The organism is Caballeronia sp. KNU42 (assembly GCF_053760385.1).
Window position 1 is genome coordinate 3,493,326 of the sequence record NZ_CM132388.1, and the last position, 15,181, is coordinate 3,508,506.

Annotated in this window: 12 protein-coding genes; 3 read left to right on the forward strand and 9 right to left on the reverse strand. The window is 61.4% G+C overall.

Translation table 11 applies throughout. From position 1 onward, the window contains the following. The gene (gene dnaJ, locus ACSOSP_RS15785) at nucleotides 1-1,143 is read left to right on the forward strand and encodes a molecular chaperone DnaJ (RefSeq protein WP_031357458.1); all 1,143 of its coding nucleotides are present in this window, start codon (nucleotides 1-3) and stop codon (nucleotides 1,141-1,143) included. A gap of 19 nt (nucleotides 1,144-1,162) precedes the next feature. Beyond that, a complete protein-coding gene (gene pabB, locus ACSOSP_RS15790) occupies nucleotides 1,163-2,956 on the forward strand; it encodes an aminodeoxychorismate synthase component I (RefSeq protein WP_455308117.1) in 1,794 nt (597 codons plus the stop codon). 75 nt (nucleotides 2,957-3,031) lie between these two features. Here the strand turns inward: pabB and ACSOSP_RS15795 are convergent, their stop codons facing one another. From ACSOSP_RS15795 to hda, 7 genes are all read right to left on the reverse strand, one after another. Next, on the reverse strand, nucleotides 3,032-3,469 hold the full coding sequence (locus tag ACSOSP_RS15795; protein WP_455308119.1) for a DUF29 domain-containing protein: 438 nt from the start codon (nucleotides 3,467-3,469) through the stop codon (nucleotides 3,032-3,034). A 108-nt stretch (nucleotides 3,470-3,577) separates the two neighbouring features. Next, nucleotides 3,578-4,393 (reverse strand): 3-methyl-2-oxobutanoate hydroxymethyltransferase, encoded by an 816-nt coding sequence (panB, locus tag ACSOSP_RS15800; RefSeq protein ID WP_455308121.1) that lies wholly within the window; start codon nucleotides 4,391-4,393, stop codon nucleotides 3,578-3,580. 58 nt (nucleotides 4,394-4,451) lie between these two features. Next, a complete protein-coding gene (locus ACSOSP_RS15805) occupies nucleotides 4,452-5,159 on the reverse strand; it encodes a deoxynucleoside kinase (RefSeq protein WP_455308123.1) in 708 nt (235 codons plus the stop codon). Between the two features lie 79 nt (nucleotides 5,160-5,238). Next, the gene (folK, locus tag ACSOSP_RS15810) at nucleotides 5,239-5,766 is read right to left on the reverse strand and encodes a 2-amino-4-hydroxy-6-hydroxymethyldihydropteridine diphosphokinase (protein ID WP_455308125.1); all 528 of its coding nucleotides are present in this window, start codon (nucleotides 5,764-5,766) and stop codon (nucleotides 5,239-5,241) included. Nucleotides 5,767-5,849: 83 nt separating this feature from the next. Next, nucleotides 5,850-7,448, reverse strand: coding sequence for a polynucleotide adenylyltransferase PcnB (gene pcnB / locus ACSOSP_RS15815; RefSeq protein ID WP_455308127.1), 1,599 nt, complete (start codon nucleotides 7,446-7,448; stop codon nucleotides 5,850-5,852). Continuing rightward, a complete protein-coding gene (locus tag ACSOSP_RS15820; RefSeq protein ID WP_455308129.1) occupies nucleotides 7,441-8,127 on the reverse strand; it encodes a histidinol-phosphatase in 687 nt (228 codons plus the stop codon). The genes pcnB and ACSOSP_RS15820 overlap by 8 nt, the downstream gene beginning before the upstream one ends. A 76-nt stretch (nucleotides 8,128-8,203) precedes the next feature. Next, nucleotides 8,204-8,929: a DnaA regulatory inactivator Hda gene (hda, locus tag ACSOSP_RS15825; protein ID WP_455308131.1), complete on the reverse strand. Its 726-nt coding sequence runs from the start codon at nucleotides 8,927-8,929 to the stop codon at nucleotides 8,204-8,206. A 232-nt stretch (nucleotides 8,930-9,161) separates the two neighbouring features. Between hda and purM the strand changes: the two genes are divergently transcribed. After that, nucleotides 9,162-10,217, forward strand: coding sequence for a phosphoribosylformylglycinamidine cyclo-ligase (gene purM / locus ACSOSP_RS15830; protein WP_455308133.1), 1,056 nt, complete (start codon nucleotides 9,162-9,164; stop codon nucleotides 10,215-10,217). Between the two features lie 1,072 nt (nucleotides 10,218-11,289). Here purM and ACSOSP_RS15835 read toward each other — a convergent pair. Next, nucleotides 11,290-14,595, reverse strand: coding sequence for a DEAD/DEAH box helicase (locus tag ACSOSP_RS15835; RefSeq protein ID WP_455308135.1), 3,306 nt, complete (start codon nucleotides 14,593-14,595; stop codon nucleotides 11,290-11,292). Between the two features lie 78 nt (nucleotides 14,596-14,673). Next, nucleotides 14,674-15,174 carry a CinA family protein gene (locus ACSOSP_RS15840; protein ID WP_455308136.1) on the reverse strand — a complete coding sequence of 167 codons (501 nt, stop codon included), beginning with the start codon at nucleotides 15,172-15,174 and terminating at the stop codon, nucleotides 14,674-14,676. Nucleotides 15,175-15,181 lie beyond the last annotated feature (7 nt).

Sequence of the window (15,181 nt, forward strand, 5' to 3'; positions counted from 1 at the left end):
ATGGCGAAACGGGATTACTACGAGGTTATGGGCGTCGCGAAGAATGCGAGCGACGACGAAATCAAGAAGGCTTATCGCAAGCTTGCGATGAAGCATCACCCCGACCGCAATCCGGATAACAAGGATTCGGAAGCGCGTTTCAAGGAGGCCAAAGAGGCCTACGAAATGCTCTCGGATCCGCAGAAGCGCGCGGCCTACGACCAATACGGCCACGCGGGCGTTGATCCGAACATGGCGGGTGCGGGTCAGCAAGGTTTTGGCGGATTCGCCGACGCGTTCGGCGATATTTTCGGCGACATCTTCGGCCAGGCGGCCGGCGGTGGCGCGGGAGCCAGCCGCGGGCGCGCGGGTCCGCAGGTTTATCGCGGCGCGGATTTGCGCTACAGCATGGAAATCTCGCTGGAGCAGGCGGCGCACGGCTACGACACGCAAATTCGCGTGCCGAGCTGGGTGAATTGCGAGATCTGCAAGGGCTCGGGCGCGAAGCCCGGCACCAAGCCGGAAACCTGTCCGACGTGCCAGGGACAAGGCACCGTGCGCATGTCGCAGGGCTTTTTCAGCATCCAGCAGACTTGCCCGAAGTGTCATGGAACCGGCAGCCACATTCCTGATCCGTGTGGACACTGCCATGGCGCGGGCAAGGTGAAGGAAACGAAGACGCTGGAAGTGAAGATTCCGGCGGGTATCGACGACGGCATGCGGATTCGTTCGTCGGGTAACGGCGAGCCAGGTATCAACGGCGGTCCGAGCGGCGATTTGTACGTCGAGATTCACATCAAGCAGCATTCGGTGTTCGAACGCGACGGCGACGACCTGCATTGCCAGATGCCGATTCCATTCACCACGGCGGCGCTTGGCGGTGAGATCGAAGTACCTACGCTGGCCGGCCGCGCGAGTTTCACCGTGCCGGAAGGCACGCAGTCCGGCAAGACGTTCCGGCTGCGCAGCAAGGGTATCAAGGGGTTGCGCTCGAGCATCGCCGGGGACCTGTATGTCCATGTGCAAGTCGAAACGCCGGTCAAGCTCACCGACCAGCAACGCGATCTGCTCAAACAGTTCGAGCGTTCACTGACAGAAGGCGGCGCGCGTCATAGTCCGCAAAGCAAGAGCTGGTTCGATCGGGTGAAGAGTTTCTTCGATTGAGATTTCTTCGTTCAAGGAAATGCTGATGCAGCAACGCAGCGAGGTTTTCGCGCTGCTCGACGATTGCGACTCGACCGCCGAAAGGCGGTCGAGTCGCCTTTACGCCAGCTTTTCGCACGAATGCTCGTGTCGTGACCCCGCGCAACTCGACGAAGTGTGCGCGAGTGTTGAAGCAGACCTGCGCAACGGATTGCACGCCGTCGTGCTCGCAGACTATGAATTTGGCCGCAACCTCCAGTTAGCGCAGCCCGGCAATGCCGCGCTGCGCTTTTTGCTGTTCCGCGAGTGCACGTTGTTATCGCGTGAAGAGGCGAATCAATGGCTTGTCGCGCGTGATAACGGCCTGGCTGATCGGCCCTCAGTGGCGGGTGTAGCGAATATTGAAGCGAGTGTGTCGCGCGATGCATTCGAGCAAGCCATCGCGACCGTTCAGGACGCGTTGCAGGCCGGCGATTCGTATCAGATCAACTACACGTTCCGTCTCGCCTTCGATGTCTTCGGTTCGGCGGTCGGTTTGTATCGACGGCTGCGGGAGAGGCAGCCCGTGCAATACGGCGCGCTGATTGCGCTGCCCGATGGAGGCGATGTGCTCTCGTGCTCGCCCGAGTTGTTCATCCAGCGCGAGGGCGACGTGCTGAAAGCGCGACCCATGAAGGGTACGGCGCCCCGCAGCGCGGACCCGGAATGGCTGCGGCTCGATCCGAAGAATCGCGCCGAAAACGTGATGATCGTCGACCTGCTGCGTAACGATATGTCGCGTGTTGCGGTCACGGGAAGCGTGCAGGTGCCGCACTTGTTTTCGGTTGAGCCGTACAAGTCGGTTTGGCAGATGACATCGACGGTGGAAGCGCGGTTGCTTGCCGGCACCACGTTCGCCGATATCCTCCGCGCGCTGTTGCCCTGTGGCTCGATCACGGGTGCGCCGAAGCACAAGACGATGCAATTGATCGATGCGCTGGAAAGCACGCCGCGCGGCATTTATACGGGCGCGATCGGCTGGCTCGAAAAGAGCCGCGACTTCTGTTTGTCCGTGCCGATCCGGACACTGGAAATACAGCATCGCAGAGGCAAGATGGGTGTCGGTGGGGGCATTGTGCTGGATAGCGTTGCCGCCGATGAATTCGAGGAGTGCCAATTGAAGGCTCAATTCCTGACCGGCTCCGATCCTGGTTTCCAGCTCTTCGAGACAACTTTTGCGACGAAGGAAGAAGGGATTCGGCATTGGGATCGCCATCTTGCGCGGCTTGAGGCTAGTGCGCAGTGGTGCGGTTTTTCGCTCGACCGGACGCTGTTGCACAAGCGTATCGATGAAACCTGCGCGGGCTTCGAAGCGAAGGCGGGTTATCGGTTGCGGATTGCTTTAAGTAAAAGCGGCGAGATTATCGTAACGAGTGCGCCGCTCGCGCCGTTGGCGGCGTCAACGGTCGATGTTTTGCTGGCATCGGAATATGGCTTCGCCGCGCGATCGGCGGATGATCCGTTGCTCAGGCACAAGACGACGTCGCGTGAAGAGTATGACCGTGCGTGGCGCGAGGCCGAAACGCTGGGGGCGTTCGACATGCTGTTTTTTAACGAGCGTGCAGAGCTGACGGAAGGCGGGCGATCGAACGTCTTCGTAAAACGCAATGGCCGCTGGAGCACGCCGCCGCTCGACGCAGGATTGTTGCCGGGTGTGATGCGTGGCGTGTTGATCGAAGAACTGGACGCAGAGGAACGCACGCTGACGCGCGAGGATCTGGATCACGCGGAATCGCTGATGATTTGCAACGCGCTGCGTGGTGCGGTGCCGGCGCGATTGAGGCGGTTGGGCTAACGCCAAAAGAAGGTAAACGGCCAGATACGTTGCCGCGTAACGTAGACCTCCACGCAGCCTCTCGCGCCGCGCTGGCTAATCCGGGTAAAACGCTTGAGAGAGCGCCTGCTGCATGCTCCACGGACAGGCGTCCGGGAAGATCGCAAACCCGATTTCTGTTTCCTGGCTGGCCGTCTGGCGCGCGTCGGCCCACATATCCATGATCCACTCCGGATCCACCAGCATTGGCGCCAGGCTTGGCGTTTTCTTCAGCCGTAACTCGATGCGCTCGCGCTGAACCTCAATCGTGCGCCTCCAACTGCTGCCGCGCCTATCCGGTTGATATTGCCACTTGAGCAGATGGGCCAATAGCACAGCCATGCGGCTGGCCAACTCGCGTTGTTCGCTCTTGCCCACGTCCTCAATCTCCTCGGCGATGTGTTCGATGTCGATAGCCGACAGCTGTCCCGCACGCAGCAATGCCGCCTGCTCGCTCGCCCAGGCCACCACGTCTTCTTCGTAAGTCGTTCCCATGACATCCCCCGGCTTTCGGATGAACTTATGTTAGCTCGTAACGCGGAGTGGCTCAACGAAGCTAGATGCGAACACGAACGCCGCCTCGGCCCAGCCAACAACCCCCCCTTAAAACGTATGCTCCGGCCCCGGAAAAGTCTTTTCCCTGACCGCGCGAACATACGCCTCGACCGCTGCAAGAATACTCGGCTGCCCTTGCATGAAATCTTTGACGAAGCGCGGCCGTTTTCCTGGAAAAATCCCAAGCATGTCGTGCAGCACCAGCACCTGGCCCGAGCACTCGATGCCAGCGCCAATGCCAATCGTAGGGATGACCAACTGTTGCGTCACCTCGCTGGCCAGCAGCGTAGGCACCGCTTCGATCACGATCAATTGCGCGCCGGCATCCTGAACCGCCTGGGCATCGCGGCGCATCTGCTCTGCGCCGGCATCGGTTTTCCCTTGCACCTTGAAGCCGCCAAACGCGTGCACCGATTGCGGCGTCAATCCCACATGCCCGCAAACCGGAATTGACCGGTCGACGAGAAACTTGACGGTATCGGCGACCCATTCACCGCCTTCGATCTTCACCATCTGCGCGCCCGCACGCATCAACTGCACGGCGTTCGCATAGGTTTCCTCGCGCGAGCCGACCGTACCAAACGGCATATCGGCGACCACCAACGCGTTCTTGTTGCCTCGTGCCACTGCTGCAGTGTGATATGCAATATCGGCCAGCGTGACGGGCAGCGTCGTGCCATGTCCTTGCAGCACGTTTCCAAGTGAATCGCCAATCAGCAATACATCGACGCCCGCGCGATCCAGCAACGCGGAAAAGCTCGCATCGTAGCAAGTGAGCATCGCGATTTTTTCGCCGGCTTCGCGCATGGTCCGAAGCTTCGGGACGGTGATCGCGGAGCGGCTGGTTTCCTGCAAATAAGCCATGAGAATTTCCACATCGACTAGATATGAGACGGCACGCCTGCGCGCAAGCCGGACGGACTTAAAGTGACGTGCCCTTGACAAAGAATTCCTTGCGCCCACGCATGGTTTCAATGCGGTCTACCAGCAGCGCCAGATCGGCGTCCGATTCCAGCGGATTCAGGTGCTCGGCGTTCACCGTCAACAGCGGCGTGGCGTCGTAGTGATAAAAGAAGTCATTGTAGGCGTCGCAAAGGGCGCGCAGATACGCGTCCGGAATCTGCAGTTCCATGGGCAGCGCGCGCTTTTGAATGCGCGCGAACAATACCTCGGGACTGGCCTGCAAATACACGACCAGATCGGGTGCGGGAGCGGGGGTATCGAAGCGCCTGGCGACTTCACGAAACAACTCGAATTCGTCGTCGGGGAGCGTCAGGCGTGCAAACAGCGCCGTTTTTTCGGTGATGAAATCGGTGATCAGCGGAGCGTTTGCGACTTGTCCAGGAAGTCCCAGCCCTCCCAGCAGCGCCGCTCCGACTTCTTGCGATAGCTGTGCGCGCTGCAACGCGAACTGCAATTGCGTAGGCAGCGCGTAACGCGTGTTGTCGCGATAAAACCGCTCGAGAAACACGTTCTCCTGCGGGCGTTCGAACAGCGTGCGCATTGACCATCGTTCGGCGAGCAAGCGCGCAAGCGTAGTCTTGCCGACGCCAATGGGCCCTTCAATCGCGATGTACCGATGCGGCGGGCGCAACTGCGGCGCGGTGACGGTGAGGGGCGACATGCTCATGGGCTATTCACCTTTCAGGCTTCGCGTCGTGGAATTCCAGGCATCGCGTCGCAGATTTTCAGGCTTCGCGTCGCCAAATTCAGGCTTCGCGTCGCGAAGTACAGCGGGAAGCGAATAACGGGCACTGATGTGTCGCCACTTTTTCGATTCGTTGATCCTGAACCGAGGCGAGAAACGCATCGGCGCGGCCGCGTTGTGCGATGACCACATCGCGGTCGAGTTCGATCAGCGGCACGAGTGTAAACGCGCGCTCGGTGAGACGGGGATGGGGCACGACGAGATCGGCTTCCTCGATGCAGGAATCGCCGTAAAGCAGGATGTCGATATCGAGCGTGCGCGGTGCGTTCCGGTACGGGCGCTCGCGTCCGAAATGGCTTTCTATGCCGTGGCACAGCCGCAGCAACTGGCGTGCGGCAAGCGTGGTGTCGATCTTGACGACGCAATTGAAGTAGTCGTCGCCACCGGCGTCAACAGGCGCGGTGCGATAAAGGCTCGACTTCGCGAGCACGGAGATCGTGTGTTGCTGGGCAAGACACACCACTGTGTCTTTCAGGGTCTGGCGCGCGTCACCAAGGTTTGCGCCCAGGCCCAGATAAGCTACCGTCATGGCATGAATCCTACGACTGTCGTTTGGCGTTACAGGACTCAAACGCGTTGATCGAAACGATCAGAAAACGCGCTCGGTCCGTGTCAATCGTCGCGCTGGCCACCGCTTTCGTCGCCATACCGTACGTCACGTTCTTCGCGATTGTCGCGAGCTGCCCCTTCCACGGTGCTCGCGCCGCCTTCCATTCCGTCACCCGGCCTGCGGCTTTTGGCGTTGCTGCTACGCCGCCGTCGTTTCTTGGGTGCCCGGTCCTTCCCGCCTTGCGAAAGCAGTGACTCGCGCGCAGCAGCGTCTCCTTCTATGAAATCCGTCCACCACTGGCCAACTGATGCATCCAGTTCGCCGGATTCGCATCGCAGCAGGAGGAAATCATAACCCGCCCTAAACCTTTGGTGTTCCAGCAGCTTCATCGCGCTTCTGCCCGAACGTTTTTCGAGCCGATGTTGCAGGCCCCAAATCTCGCGCATATCCGATGAAAAGCGCTTATGGATAGCGAGCTTTTCGGTCTGCATGTCGAGCACGTCGTCCATGGCACGATGCAGCGCCGGCACCGGGAATTCACCGGCCGCCGTGTACTGCTCCCAGCGCGTCTGCATGTCGTTCCAGAGCAGCGTTGCAAACAGGAAGCCTGGCGATACCCCCTTGCCGGCGCGCACGCGTTCGTCGGTATTGGTCAGCGCGAGCGTGATGAATTTCTCGCCGTGTTGCGATTCGAAGATCACATCGAGCAGCGGCAATACGCCGTGATGCAAACCTTCCGCGCGCAGCCGCGTCAGGCACGCGAGCGCGTGGCCTGAGAGCAGCAGCTTGAGCATTTCATCGAAGAGACGGGCGGCCGGAACGTTGCTGATCAGGTCGGCAAGTTCCGCGATGGGCGCGCGCGTAGCGGGTTCGATCTCGAAGCCGAGCTTCGCGGCAAAACGCACGACGCGCAGCATGCGCACCGGATCTTCGCGATACCGTGTGGCAGGGTCGCCGATCATGCGCAGCAAACGTGCGCGGACGTCGGCCATGCCGTCGTGATAATCCAGCACAGTTTGCGTGGCCGGATCGTAATACATGGCGTTGATGGTGAAGTCGCGGCGCGTGGCGTCTTCGTGCTGCTCGCCCCACACGTTGTCGCGAAGGACGCGGCCGCTGGCATCGACTGCATGCGTGCGTGTGTCCATCTCGCCGCGCCGCAGACGAGGCGGAGGCGGTGAGGGTGGTGCATCGGCGGGGGTATCGACGAGCGCTCGAAAAGTCGATGTCTCGATGATGTCCTGCCCGAACTGCACGTGCACGATCTGGAACCGCCGGCCAATGATCCGTGCGCGGCGGAACAGCTTTTGCACCTGGTCGGGCGTGGCGTCCGTTGCAACGTCGAAATCCTTCGGCGCCACGTTCAGCAGCAGGTCGCGCACGGCGCCGCCCACGATAAACGCACGATGCCCGCCTTGCTGCAGCCCTTCGGTCACGCGAATCGCGTTCTTCGAGATCAGCGACGGGTCGATGCCATGCACGTCCGCCGCCAGGATCACCGGCACGTTGGGATCGCGTTTGGCCACAGCCACGGCGGGCGTGGCTTTCTTGCGCGTGCTCTTGCGGGCGGGTTTTACATCGTCGGAGAGCGGGGCGGTGGCCGGGGTCTCTTCTTTGGCGCTTTCCTGGCCGAACAGCTTGCGGATGAGTTTTTTAATCACGTGGGGAGAAGATTTCCAGGATGCGCCAGCCGCGGGCTTGCGCATGCGCGCGCAAGGTGTCGTCGGGATTGGTCGCGATCGGGTCGGTGACTTTCTCGAGTAGAGGAATGTCGTTGTGCGAGTCGCTGTAGAAGTAGCTGTGTTCGAAGTCGTTCAGGTTTTTTCCCATGGACGCGAGCCACGCTTCGGTACGCACGATCTTGCCCTCGCGATAGCTCGGCGTGCCCGTTGCGCGGCCGGTCAGCTCGCCGTTGGGGATATTGTCGACCGTTTCGACCTCGCACGCGATCAATGCTTCAATTCCGAACGCCCGGCCGATCGGCGCCGTAATGAACGCGTTCGTGGCGGTGACGAGGCAGCAGAGATCGCCGGCTTCCTGGTGCTTGCGCACGAGTTCCAGCGCGGCTGGAGCAATGGTCGGTGTGATGACCTCGCGCATGAATTGCGCGTGCCAGTCGTCCAGTTGAGCGCGCGGGTGCCGGGCGAGCGGTGAAAGCTGGGCTCTCAGGTACGCGTGGATATCGAGCGTACCGGCTTTGTAATCTTCGTAGAACGCGTCGTTTTGCTTCGCGAACTGGTCGGCGTCGACAATGCCGAGCTTCGCCATGAAGCGGCCCCATTCGTGGTCGCTATCCGTCGGGATGAGAGTGTGATCGAGATCAAAAAGGGCTAGGTTCATGGGAGCGCATTTTACTTGAAGCGGGTGGAAGCGTTCCGCTGGCTGCTCGCGGCGGGAAGATGGGCTTGAAAAGCGGCTAAAAAAGCTCGGTCTGCGGGCGCGGCGCATCGCCTTCTTTTGCGGCGAGCATCGTGCGCAATAAGGTCAGCGTCACGGCGCGCTTTTGTTCCAGCGAAAAGCGGTCGAGTTCATCGAGCAAGGTCATGAGGCTTGGCATGTCGCGTCGAAAATGCGTGAGCAGATAAGCGGGGACGTCGTCGGCCATCGCGAGGCCGCGCTCGTGCGCCGCGTGTTTCAGCGCGCTGGCCTTGCTTTCGTCGGAGAGGGGCGTGAGCTGGAACACCAGCCCCCAGCCAAGGCGCGTGCGCAAATCTTCCCTCACCGATAACCCCAGCGGCGCCACATCGCCCGTTGCCACCAGGGCGCTGGCCGGATGCGCGCGCACCTCGTTGAACAGGTTGAAGAGCGCGATTTGCTGCGCGCCCGAGAGCCGTTCGCAGTCGTCGATGGCGTAGATGCTCGCCTTGGGGTCAAACGTGAAGGCGGCCAGCGGCGCTTGCGGGCTCAGGAAGCGCGCCCGGCCGTTTGCTTCGTGCACCAGCGCCTGCAGCAGATGGCTGCGGCCGCTGCCGGCTTCGCCCCAGACGTAGAAGGTCCGGTCGGCCACCGGACCGGCTGCGAGCGCACCGTCGAGTTCGCGCAGACGGGTCACCAGTTCGTGGTTCCCGGCGGCAAAAAAATTATCGAAGGTGGCGAGCGGCGGCGTGCCGAGATCGAGCGTCAGTTGGCGTTGCACGGGCAATCGGTTCCGTCAGGGCGTATCTTGAAAAGCGGCACGCCCAGTATGCCGATGCCCGGATTAAACCGTAGCGAAAGGCGTTGAGCGCAGGGTCGAGTTTCCAGCCGGATGGGCGCGAGTCTCGAAAAGGGTTTGATGCGGTCTTTCGGAGTCAGGGCCGCGAACTGCGAGAAATCCGGCCGGGCGGCTGGCATCGGTTAAAATCTCATTTTACCGACCTTCTCGCCGATCCCCCATGAATCAACCGAAATCCGCCCCAGACGCCCAAGGTTTGTCCTATCGCGACGCGGGCGTGGACATCGATGCCGGCGACGCGCTCGTCGACCGGATCAAGCCCTTTGCCAAGAAAACCATGCGCGACGGCGTGCTGGGCGGGATTGGCGGATTCGGTGCGCTGTTTGAAGTACCTAAACGATACAAGGAGCCGGTGCTGGTATCCGGCACGGACGGCGTGGGTACGAAGCTGCGGCTGGCGTTTCAACTGAACAAGCATGACACGGTGGGCCAGGATCTGGTCGCGATGAGCGTCAACGACATCCTGGTGCAGGGTGCCGAGCCCTTGTTTTTCCTCGATTATTTCGCTTGCGGCAAGCTGGACGTGGATACGGCGGCGACCGTGGTGCAAGGAATTGCGCAGGGTTGCGAGCTGGCCGGTTGCGCGTTGATCGGCGGCGAGACTGCTGAGATGCCGGGCATGTATCCGGACGGTGAGTACGATCTGGCCGGGTTCGCGGTGGGCGCGGTGGAGAAGAGCAAGATTATCGATGGCTCGACCATTCAGCCGGGTGACGTCGTGTTGGGTCTTGCTTCTTCCGGTATCCATTCAAATGGCTATTCGCTGGTGCGCAAGATCATTGAGCGTGCGCAGCCTGACCTGAACGCCGATTTCGATGGCCGTTCGCTCGCCGACGCGCTGATGGCGCCTACGCATATCTACGTGAAGCCGTTGTTGTCGCTGATGTCGCAACTGCCTGTGAAGGGCATGGCGCATATCACGGGCGGCGGGCTGGTTGAGAACATTCCGCGGGTTCTGCGCGACGGATTGACCGTCGAACTCGATCATCGGGCGTGGCCGTTGCCGCCGTTGTTCTCCTGGCTGCAGAAACACGGCGGTGTGGCCGACGCGGAAATGCATCGCGTGTTCAACTGCGGGATCGGGATGGTCGTAGTGGTGGCCGCTGGCGACGCTGAAACCGCTACGGGGCTTTTGTCGGCGGCGGGTGAGCAGGTTTGGTCGATCGGCGTGGTGCGCGAATCCCTCGCTGGGGAAGCTCAGACTGTAGTTGTTTAGGTTTTCGCTCGCGGTTTGGGTTTTCGCTCGCGCCGGTGGACCGGATGGGATTGCCGGTGCGGGAGGTTAGAGGTTGTCGCTGGGCTGCCAAGTTCCTGCGTTAGCGGTCGGGGTCTATGCCGGGTTGCTGCTTTCGGCGTTTGTGGTCTGCTTGAGTTGGCTCATTTCTTTAGCACTATTAGCCACTGTGCGTGGCGGCACGTCATTTCTTTGTCCAAAGCGACAAAGAAACGAAGCAAAGAAAGCGCTTTCAAAACGTGGGCTCGTAAGTTGACCCAGCGTGCAGTCTCGAAGTTTTTGGCACCCCAAAAGCACGGTGCTCGCCAGAGCGACGGATGTGTGAAACCCTCCTTCTCCGAACACGGATACCCACACGCTTCGCCACCAGTGACTGAACCTGCCACAGGTGCACCCCGCGCTATCCGCGTGAACCACCCATCGAATTTGTACGGATGCCGAACCACGTCGCCAACCCACCTCGAAGCGAGGCCGCTAGAGGGGTGAGGCTGTAACCCAAAAAATAACAGCGCAGATCAAGAAGTTAACCCATCAAGAATGAAGCAGTAAATACGCGTGGGGCCGTGCGGGTTTCTTGGCAAGGGTGCTTGCCCGAGAGCGTACGGGGCGAAGCGTGTGCGTGTAAGAATTCGCGAGAAGGAGGGGTTCAAACATCCGTCGCTCTGGCGAGCACCGTGCTTTTGGGGTGCCAAAAACGCAAAAACTGCACGCTAGGTCAACTTACGAGCCCTCGTTTTGAAAGCGCTTTCTTTGCTTCGTTTCTTTGTCGCTTTGGACAAAGAAATGACGCGCCGCCACGCGCAGTGGCTAATAGTGATAAAGAAATAAGCTAACCTAAGCAAACCACCAACCTGGAGAGCAGCAACCCGGCATTGACCCAGACCGCTAACGCAAGAACTTAGCAACCCGGCATTGACCCAGACCGCTAACGCAAGAACTTAGCAACCCGGCATTGACCCAGACCGCTAACGCAAGAACTTAGCAACCCGGCGCCAACCCTGACCACTAACGCAAGCACCCAGCAACCCCTTCCCGTCCGCCGGCGCGAGCAACCTCACCCCACCGGCATTGGCGCCAGCAACGCCTCAATATCCTCGGCAGAAAACTTCGCTGCTCCGGCCGCGTCCTCGCGCAAGATGCTATCGGCGAGAGCGGCTTTTCGGCTCTGCATGGCCACAATCCGTTCTTCAATACTCCCCGCCACAATCAGCTTGTACACGAACACCGGCTTCAACTGCCCAATCCGATGCGCCCGGTCCGTCGCTTGATTTTCCGCCGCCGGATTCCACCACGGATCGTAGTGAATCACGGTGTCCGCAGCGGTCAGATTCAACCCTACGCCGCCCGCCTTCAGGCTGATCAGGAATAACGGCACCTCGCCGTCCTGAAAGCGCGTCACCGGCGTGATCCGGTCAGTCGTATCGCCCGTCAAAGTAACGTACGGAAGCCCGGCTTCATCGAGCGCGGCAGCAATGATCGCCAGCATCCCGGTGAACTGCGAAAACAGCAGCACCCGACGCCCTTCCTCAAGCAACTCCGGCAGCATATCGAGTAACAAATCGAGCTTCGCCGATTCCTCCACACGCCCAGCCCGCGCGAGCTTCACCAACGCCGGATCGCAGCAAACCTGGCGCAGCTTCAGCAACGCCTCGAGCACGACAATATGGCTGCGCGCCAAACCCTGGTCCGCGACCGCCATCCGCACTTTTTCCTGCATCGCGATCCGCACGGTCTCGTACAGATCGCGCTGTGCACCTTCGAGCGCCACGGTCCGCACGATGGTCGTTTTCTGCGGCAATTCCTTCGCGACCTCATCCTTCCTTCGACGCAGCATGAACGGCCGAATCCGGCGCACCAGCAAATCTCGGCGCACCGGGTCGTCGTATTTTTCGATCGGTGTGCGCCAACGCTTCGTGAAATCCTTCTGCGTCCCAAGGAAGCCAGGCAGCAGGAAATCGAATTGCGCCCACAACTCACCGAGGTGGTTTTCCAACGGCGTGCCAGTCAGGCACAACCGATGTCGCGCGCTTAAATCGCGGATACCCTTCGCGGCCTTGGTCGCGACGTTCTTCACGATCTGCGCTTCATCGAGGATCAGCAGGTGGTACTCGTGCAGCGACAGCATTGCCTGATCGCGCCACAGCAGCGGGTACGTGGTCAGCACGAGATCGTGCTCGCCAATCTGATCGAACCGTTCCTTGCGTTGCGGCCCATGCAGGTCGAGCACTCGCAGGTCGGGCGCAAATTTTTTAGCTTCCTCACGCCAGTTGTGAACCAGGGTGGTCGGCAACACCACCAGCACCGGCCGGTCCAGCCGTCCCGACTCCTTCTCGACCAGGATGTGCGCCAGCGCCTGCACGGTTTTGCCGAGACCCATGTCATCGGCGAGAACACCCGACAGATTGCGCTCGCGCAAATACTGCATCCAGTTCAGCCCTTCGCGCTGATACACCCGAAGTTCGGCGTGCAAACCAAGCGGCACGGGTACTTCCCGCAACCCCGGCCCTTCCTGCAAACGCTGCGCGAGCTCGCGAATGGAAAGGTCGCCGTGAAACTCCCAGCGCGCCGTGTTGCTGAGCGCTTCCAGCCGCCCCGCGTCCTGTTCGGAAACACGCAACGGATGCGTGCCGATGGTATCGAAGAGATCGATCAGTACGCGCACCACCGGCTTGATCCGTGCCGCCCGAACCCGCAGCCGCTCGCCGAGATCCGTCTTCAACTCGATGCCTTCTTCGTCCGGGATTGAATCGATGGCGCCTGCCAGCCAGCGCCGGTCACGCTGGAACAAATCGGCCAGAAGCGGTTCGAGCCGAACGCTCCGGTCGCCCACGGCAATGCCGAGTTCCAGGTCGAACCAGCCGTCGGTGCCTTGGCGCGCGCTGCCCTGGATATCGTCGATCTCAATGAAGTCGAAGCGAAATTCCGGCGACATGCTCACGCGCCAGCCGTCCTCGCGCAACGCGGGCAGCGCGTCGTTGGTGAACACGGCCCACGCGTCGGGCACGGGCAGGCCGAGCACGCCGCTCGGGATGGGCTTCGGTCCGAAGCGTTGATTCGACGGAATCTGGCGAAAGCCAAGATCGTAGAGCGCGGCCAGGTAACGCGCTTCCACGTCGTGACGGCGCCTGACCTGAACCATCTCGCCGGACGCGGCGCGCATGACCGTGGTGGCGCGCGTGGGGTCGATGTTGAAACCGTCGTAGTCGAAACTCACGATAGCGAAATCGAGCACGTTTGCGGCGGTGCGATCGTCGCGGGGACGCCAACTGCTGTTGACGGGCCGGGTGTCGAGCACGAGCACCGGCACCGGTTCCGTATCGATGATCCGCACGTTCAGCGTTTCCGGCTCCGGCGGCGGGGGCAGGTCGGAGTCGACTTCACGCAGCATGGCGCTGACCAGCGGCGCTTCGGCGAGCGAGATGGGCGGCATCGACAAATAATCGGCCAGTTGCCGCGCGGGTTGCGGCATATCGACGATGCCCGCTTCGCGCGTTTGCGCGTCGGCGAACCACAGCGGTTCGGTGGGAATGACCAGCGTGGCGGGCGGTTCGGTTTGCAGCACGGGGCGCACGCGATCGTCCGGGTCCGGCGTCCACTCGATGCGTCCCGGCCGTTGCTCGCCTTCGCGTAGCGGCCGGCGCGGCTCCGATGCATCGTGGTCGGCCGGCATGGCGCTGAACAATCGTCCCGTCGCCAGCATGCGCTGGAGCAGATCCGCGCCTTCTTCGCCGTGCAGCCCGAAGCCGCCGAAATCGTTACGGGATCGTCCAATGACGAGTCCTCGCACGATGCTCATATCATCGTCGCTGACGAACTTCGGCTGCTTGACAAGCGCGGCGTCCAGGTTGGTCCACGGCCGGTCGAGGCTCTGGAACGAACCGTCCGGACTGAGCCGCACCTTATGCAGCGCAACCTCGGCGGTGCGCATGATGCGCGACGTTCCCAGCACATAAACGAGTGCAAGCGCACCGGCCGTCTCACCGGGTTTTTTTGCGGAAGCGCTTCGAGTGGAGGCGAAACGCGAGCGGAATCCTTCAAGCCAGCCCGCCACTTCCGGGCGCACGGTTTCGGACTCACGCGGTCTGTCCGCGGCGCTCGCGAGCAAGACGGCGGCGGCGTGCTTGCAGCCGAATCCGACCGGGCACGAACAATGGCCTTGCGCGGAAAGCTTGCCGTGGTTCTCGCTGAACATCACCTCGACGGTATAAGGCTGGCGTTGCGTGCCTTGAACACTGGCGCGCAGTACGTCTTCGTCCCAGTGCAGGCGCTTGACTTCGTCCACGTAGCCGCGTGCCTTGGCAACGGTATGCGAGCCGAGCCATTTGATGATTTGAGCCGTGTCGTACACAAACGCCGGCATCAGCAACCCCGCCCGCGCACGGCTGTTCCTGTCTTACTCTGTCTAGCTCTTGCCGCCATCCGTTCGATCACCGTCTACTCACCGTTCCCTGCGTTCCAATAGTTCCAGCAAGCCGCGCAGCGCGTACGCCGCCGCCTGCGTGCGGATCTGTTCGCGATCGCCCTTGAATTGCTGCGTCTCCACCGCCGTGTGCAAGCGGTTGCTCCACGCAAACGACACCATGCCGACAGGCTTCGTTTCCGTACCGCCGCCCGGGCCGGCCACACCGGTAATCGACAGCGACACCTGCGCCCGGCTATTGCGCAGCGCGCCTTCCGCCATGGCTTTGGCGACCGGTTCGCTGACCGCGCCGTGGCGTTCGATCATGTCGGCGGGCACGCCGATCATCTCGGTTTTCGCCAGGTTCGAGTAGGTGACAAAACCGCGCTCGAACCACGCGCTGCTGCCGGAAATATCGGTCATGGCGGCGGCGACCATGCCGCCCGTGCACGATTCGGCGGTCGCGAGCATCAGCCGCTCGTCGCGCAATTTATTGCCGGCACGGATGGCGAGCTGGTGGACGACTTTATCGGTAGCCATGGCAAAG

Coding starts and splice junctions, on each gene's coding strand:
- ACSOSP_RS15840 (WP_455308136.1), bottom strand. CDS start 15,174: ATGGCTACCGATAAAGTCGTCCACCAGCTCGCCATCCGTGCCGGCAAT.
- ACSOSP_RS15795 (WP_455308119.1), bottom strand. CDS start 3,469: ATGGGAACGACTTACGAAGAAGACGTGGTGGCCTGGGCGAGCGAGCAG.
- panB (WP_455308121.1), bottom strand. CDS start 4,393: ATGGCTTATTTGCAGGAAACCAGCCGCTCCGCGATCACCGTCCCGAAG.
- ACSOSP_RS15835 (WP_455308135.1), bottom strand. CDS start 14,595: ATGCCGGCGTTTGTGTACGACACGGCTCAAATCATCAAATGGCTCGGC.
- ACSOSP_RS15820 (WP_455308129.1), bottom strand. CDS start 8,127: ATGAACCTAGCCCTTTTTGATCTCGATCACACTCTCATCCCGACGGAT.
- pabB (WP_455308117.1), top strand. CDS start 1,163: ATGCTGATGCAGCAACGCAGCGAGGTTTTCGCGCTGCTCGACGATTGC.
- folK (WP_455308125.1), bottom strand. CDS start 5,766: ATGACGGTAGCTTATCTGGGCCTGGGCGCAAACCTTGGTGACGCGCGC.
- dnaJ (WP_031357458.1), top strand. CDS start 1: ATGGCGAAACGGGATTACTACGAGGTTATGGGCGTCGCGAAGAATGCG.
- ACSOSP_RS15805 (WP_455308123.1), bottom strand. CDS start 5,159: ATGAGCATGTCGCCCCTCACCGTCACCGCGCCGCAGTTGCGCCCGCCG.
- purM (WP_455308133.1), top strand. CDS start 9,162: ATGAATCAACCGAAATCCGCCCCAGACGCCCAAGGTTTGTCCTATCGC.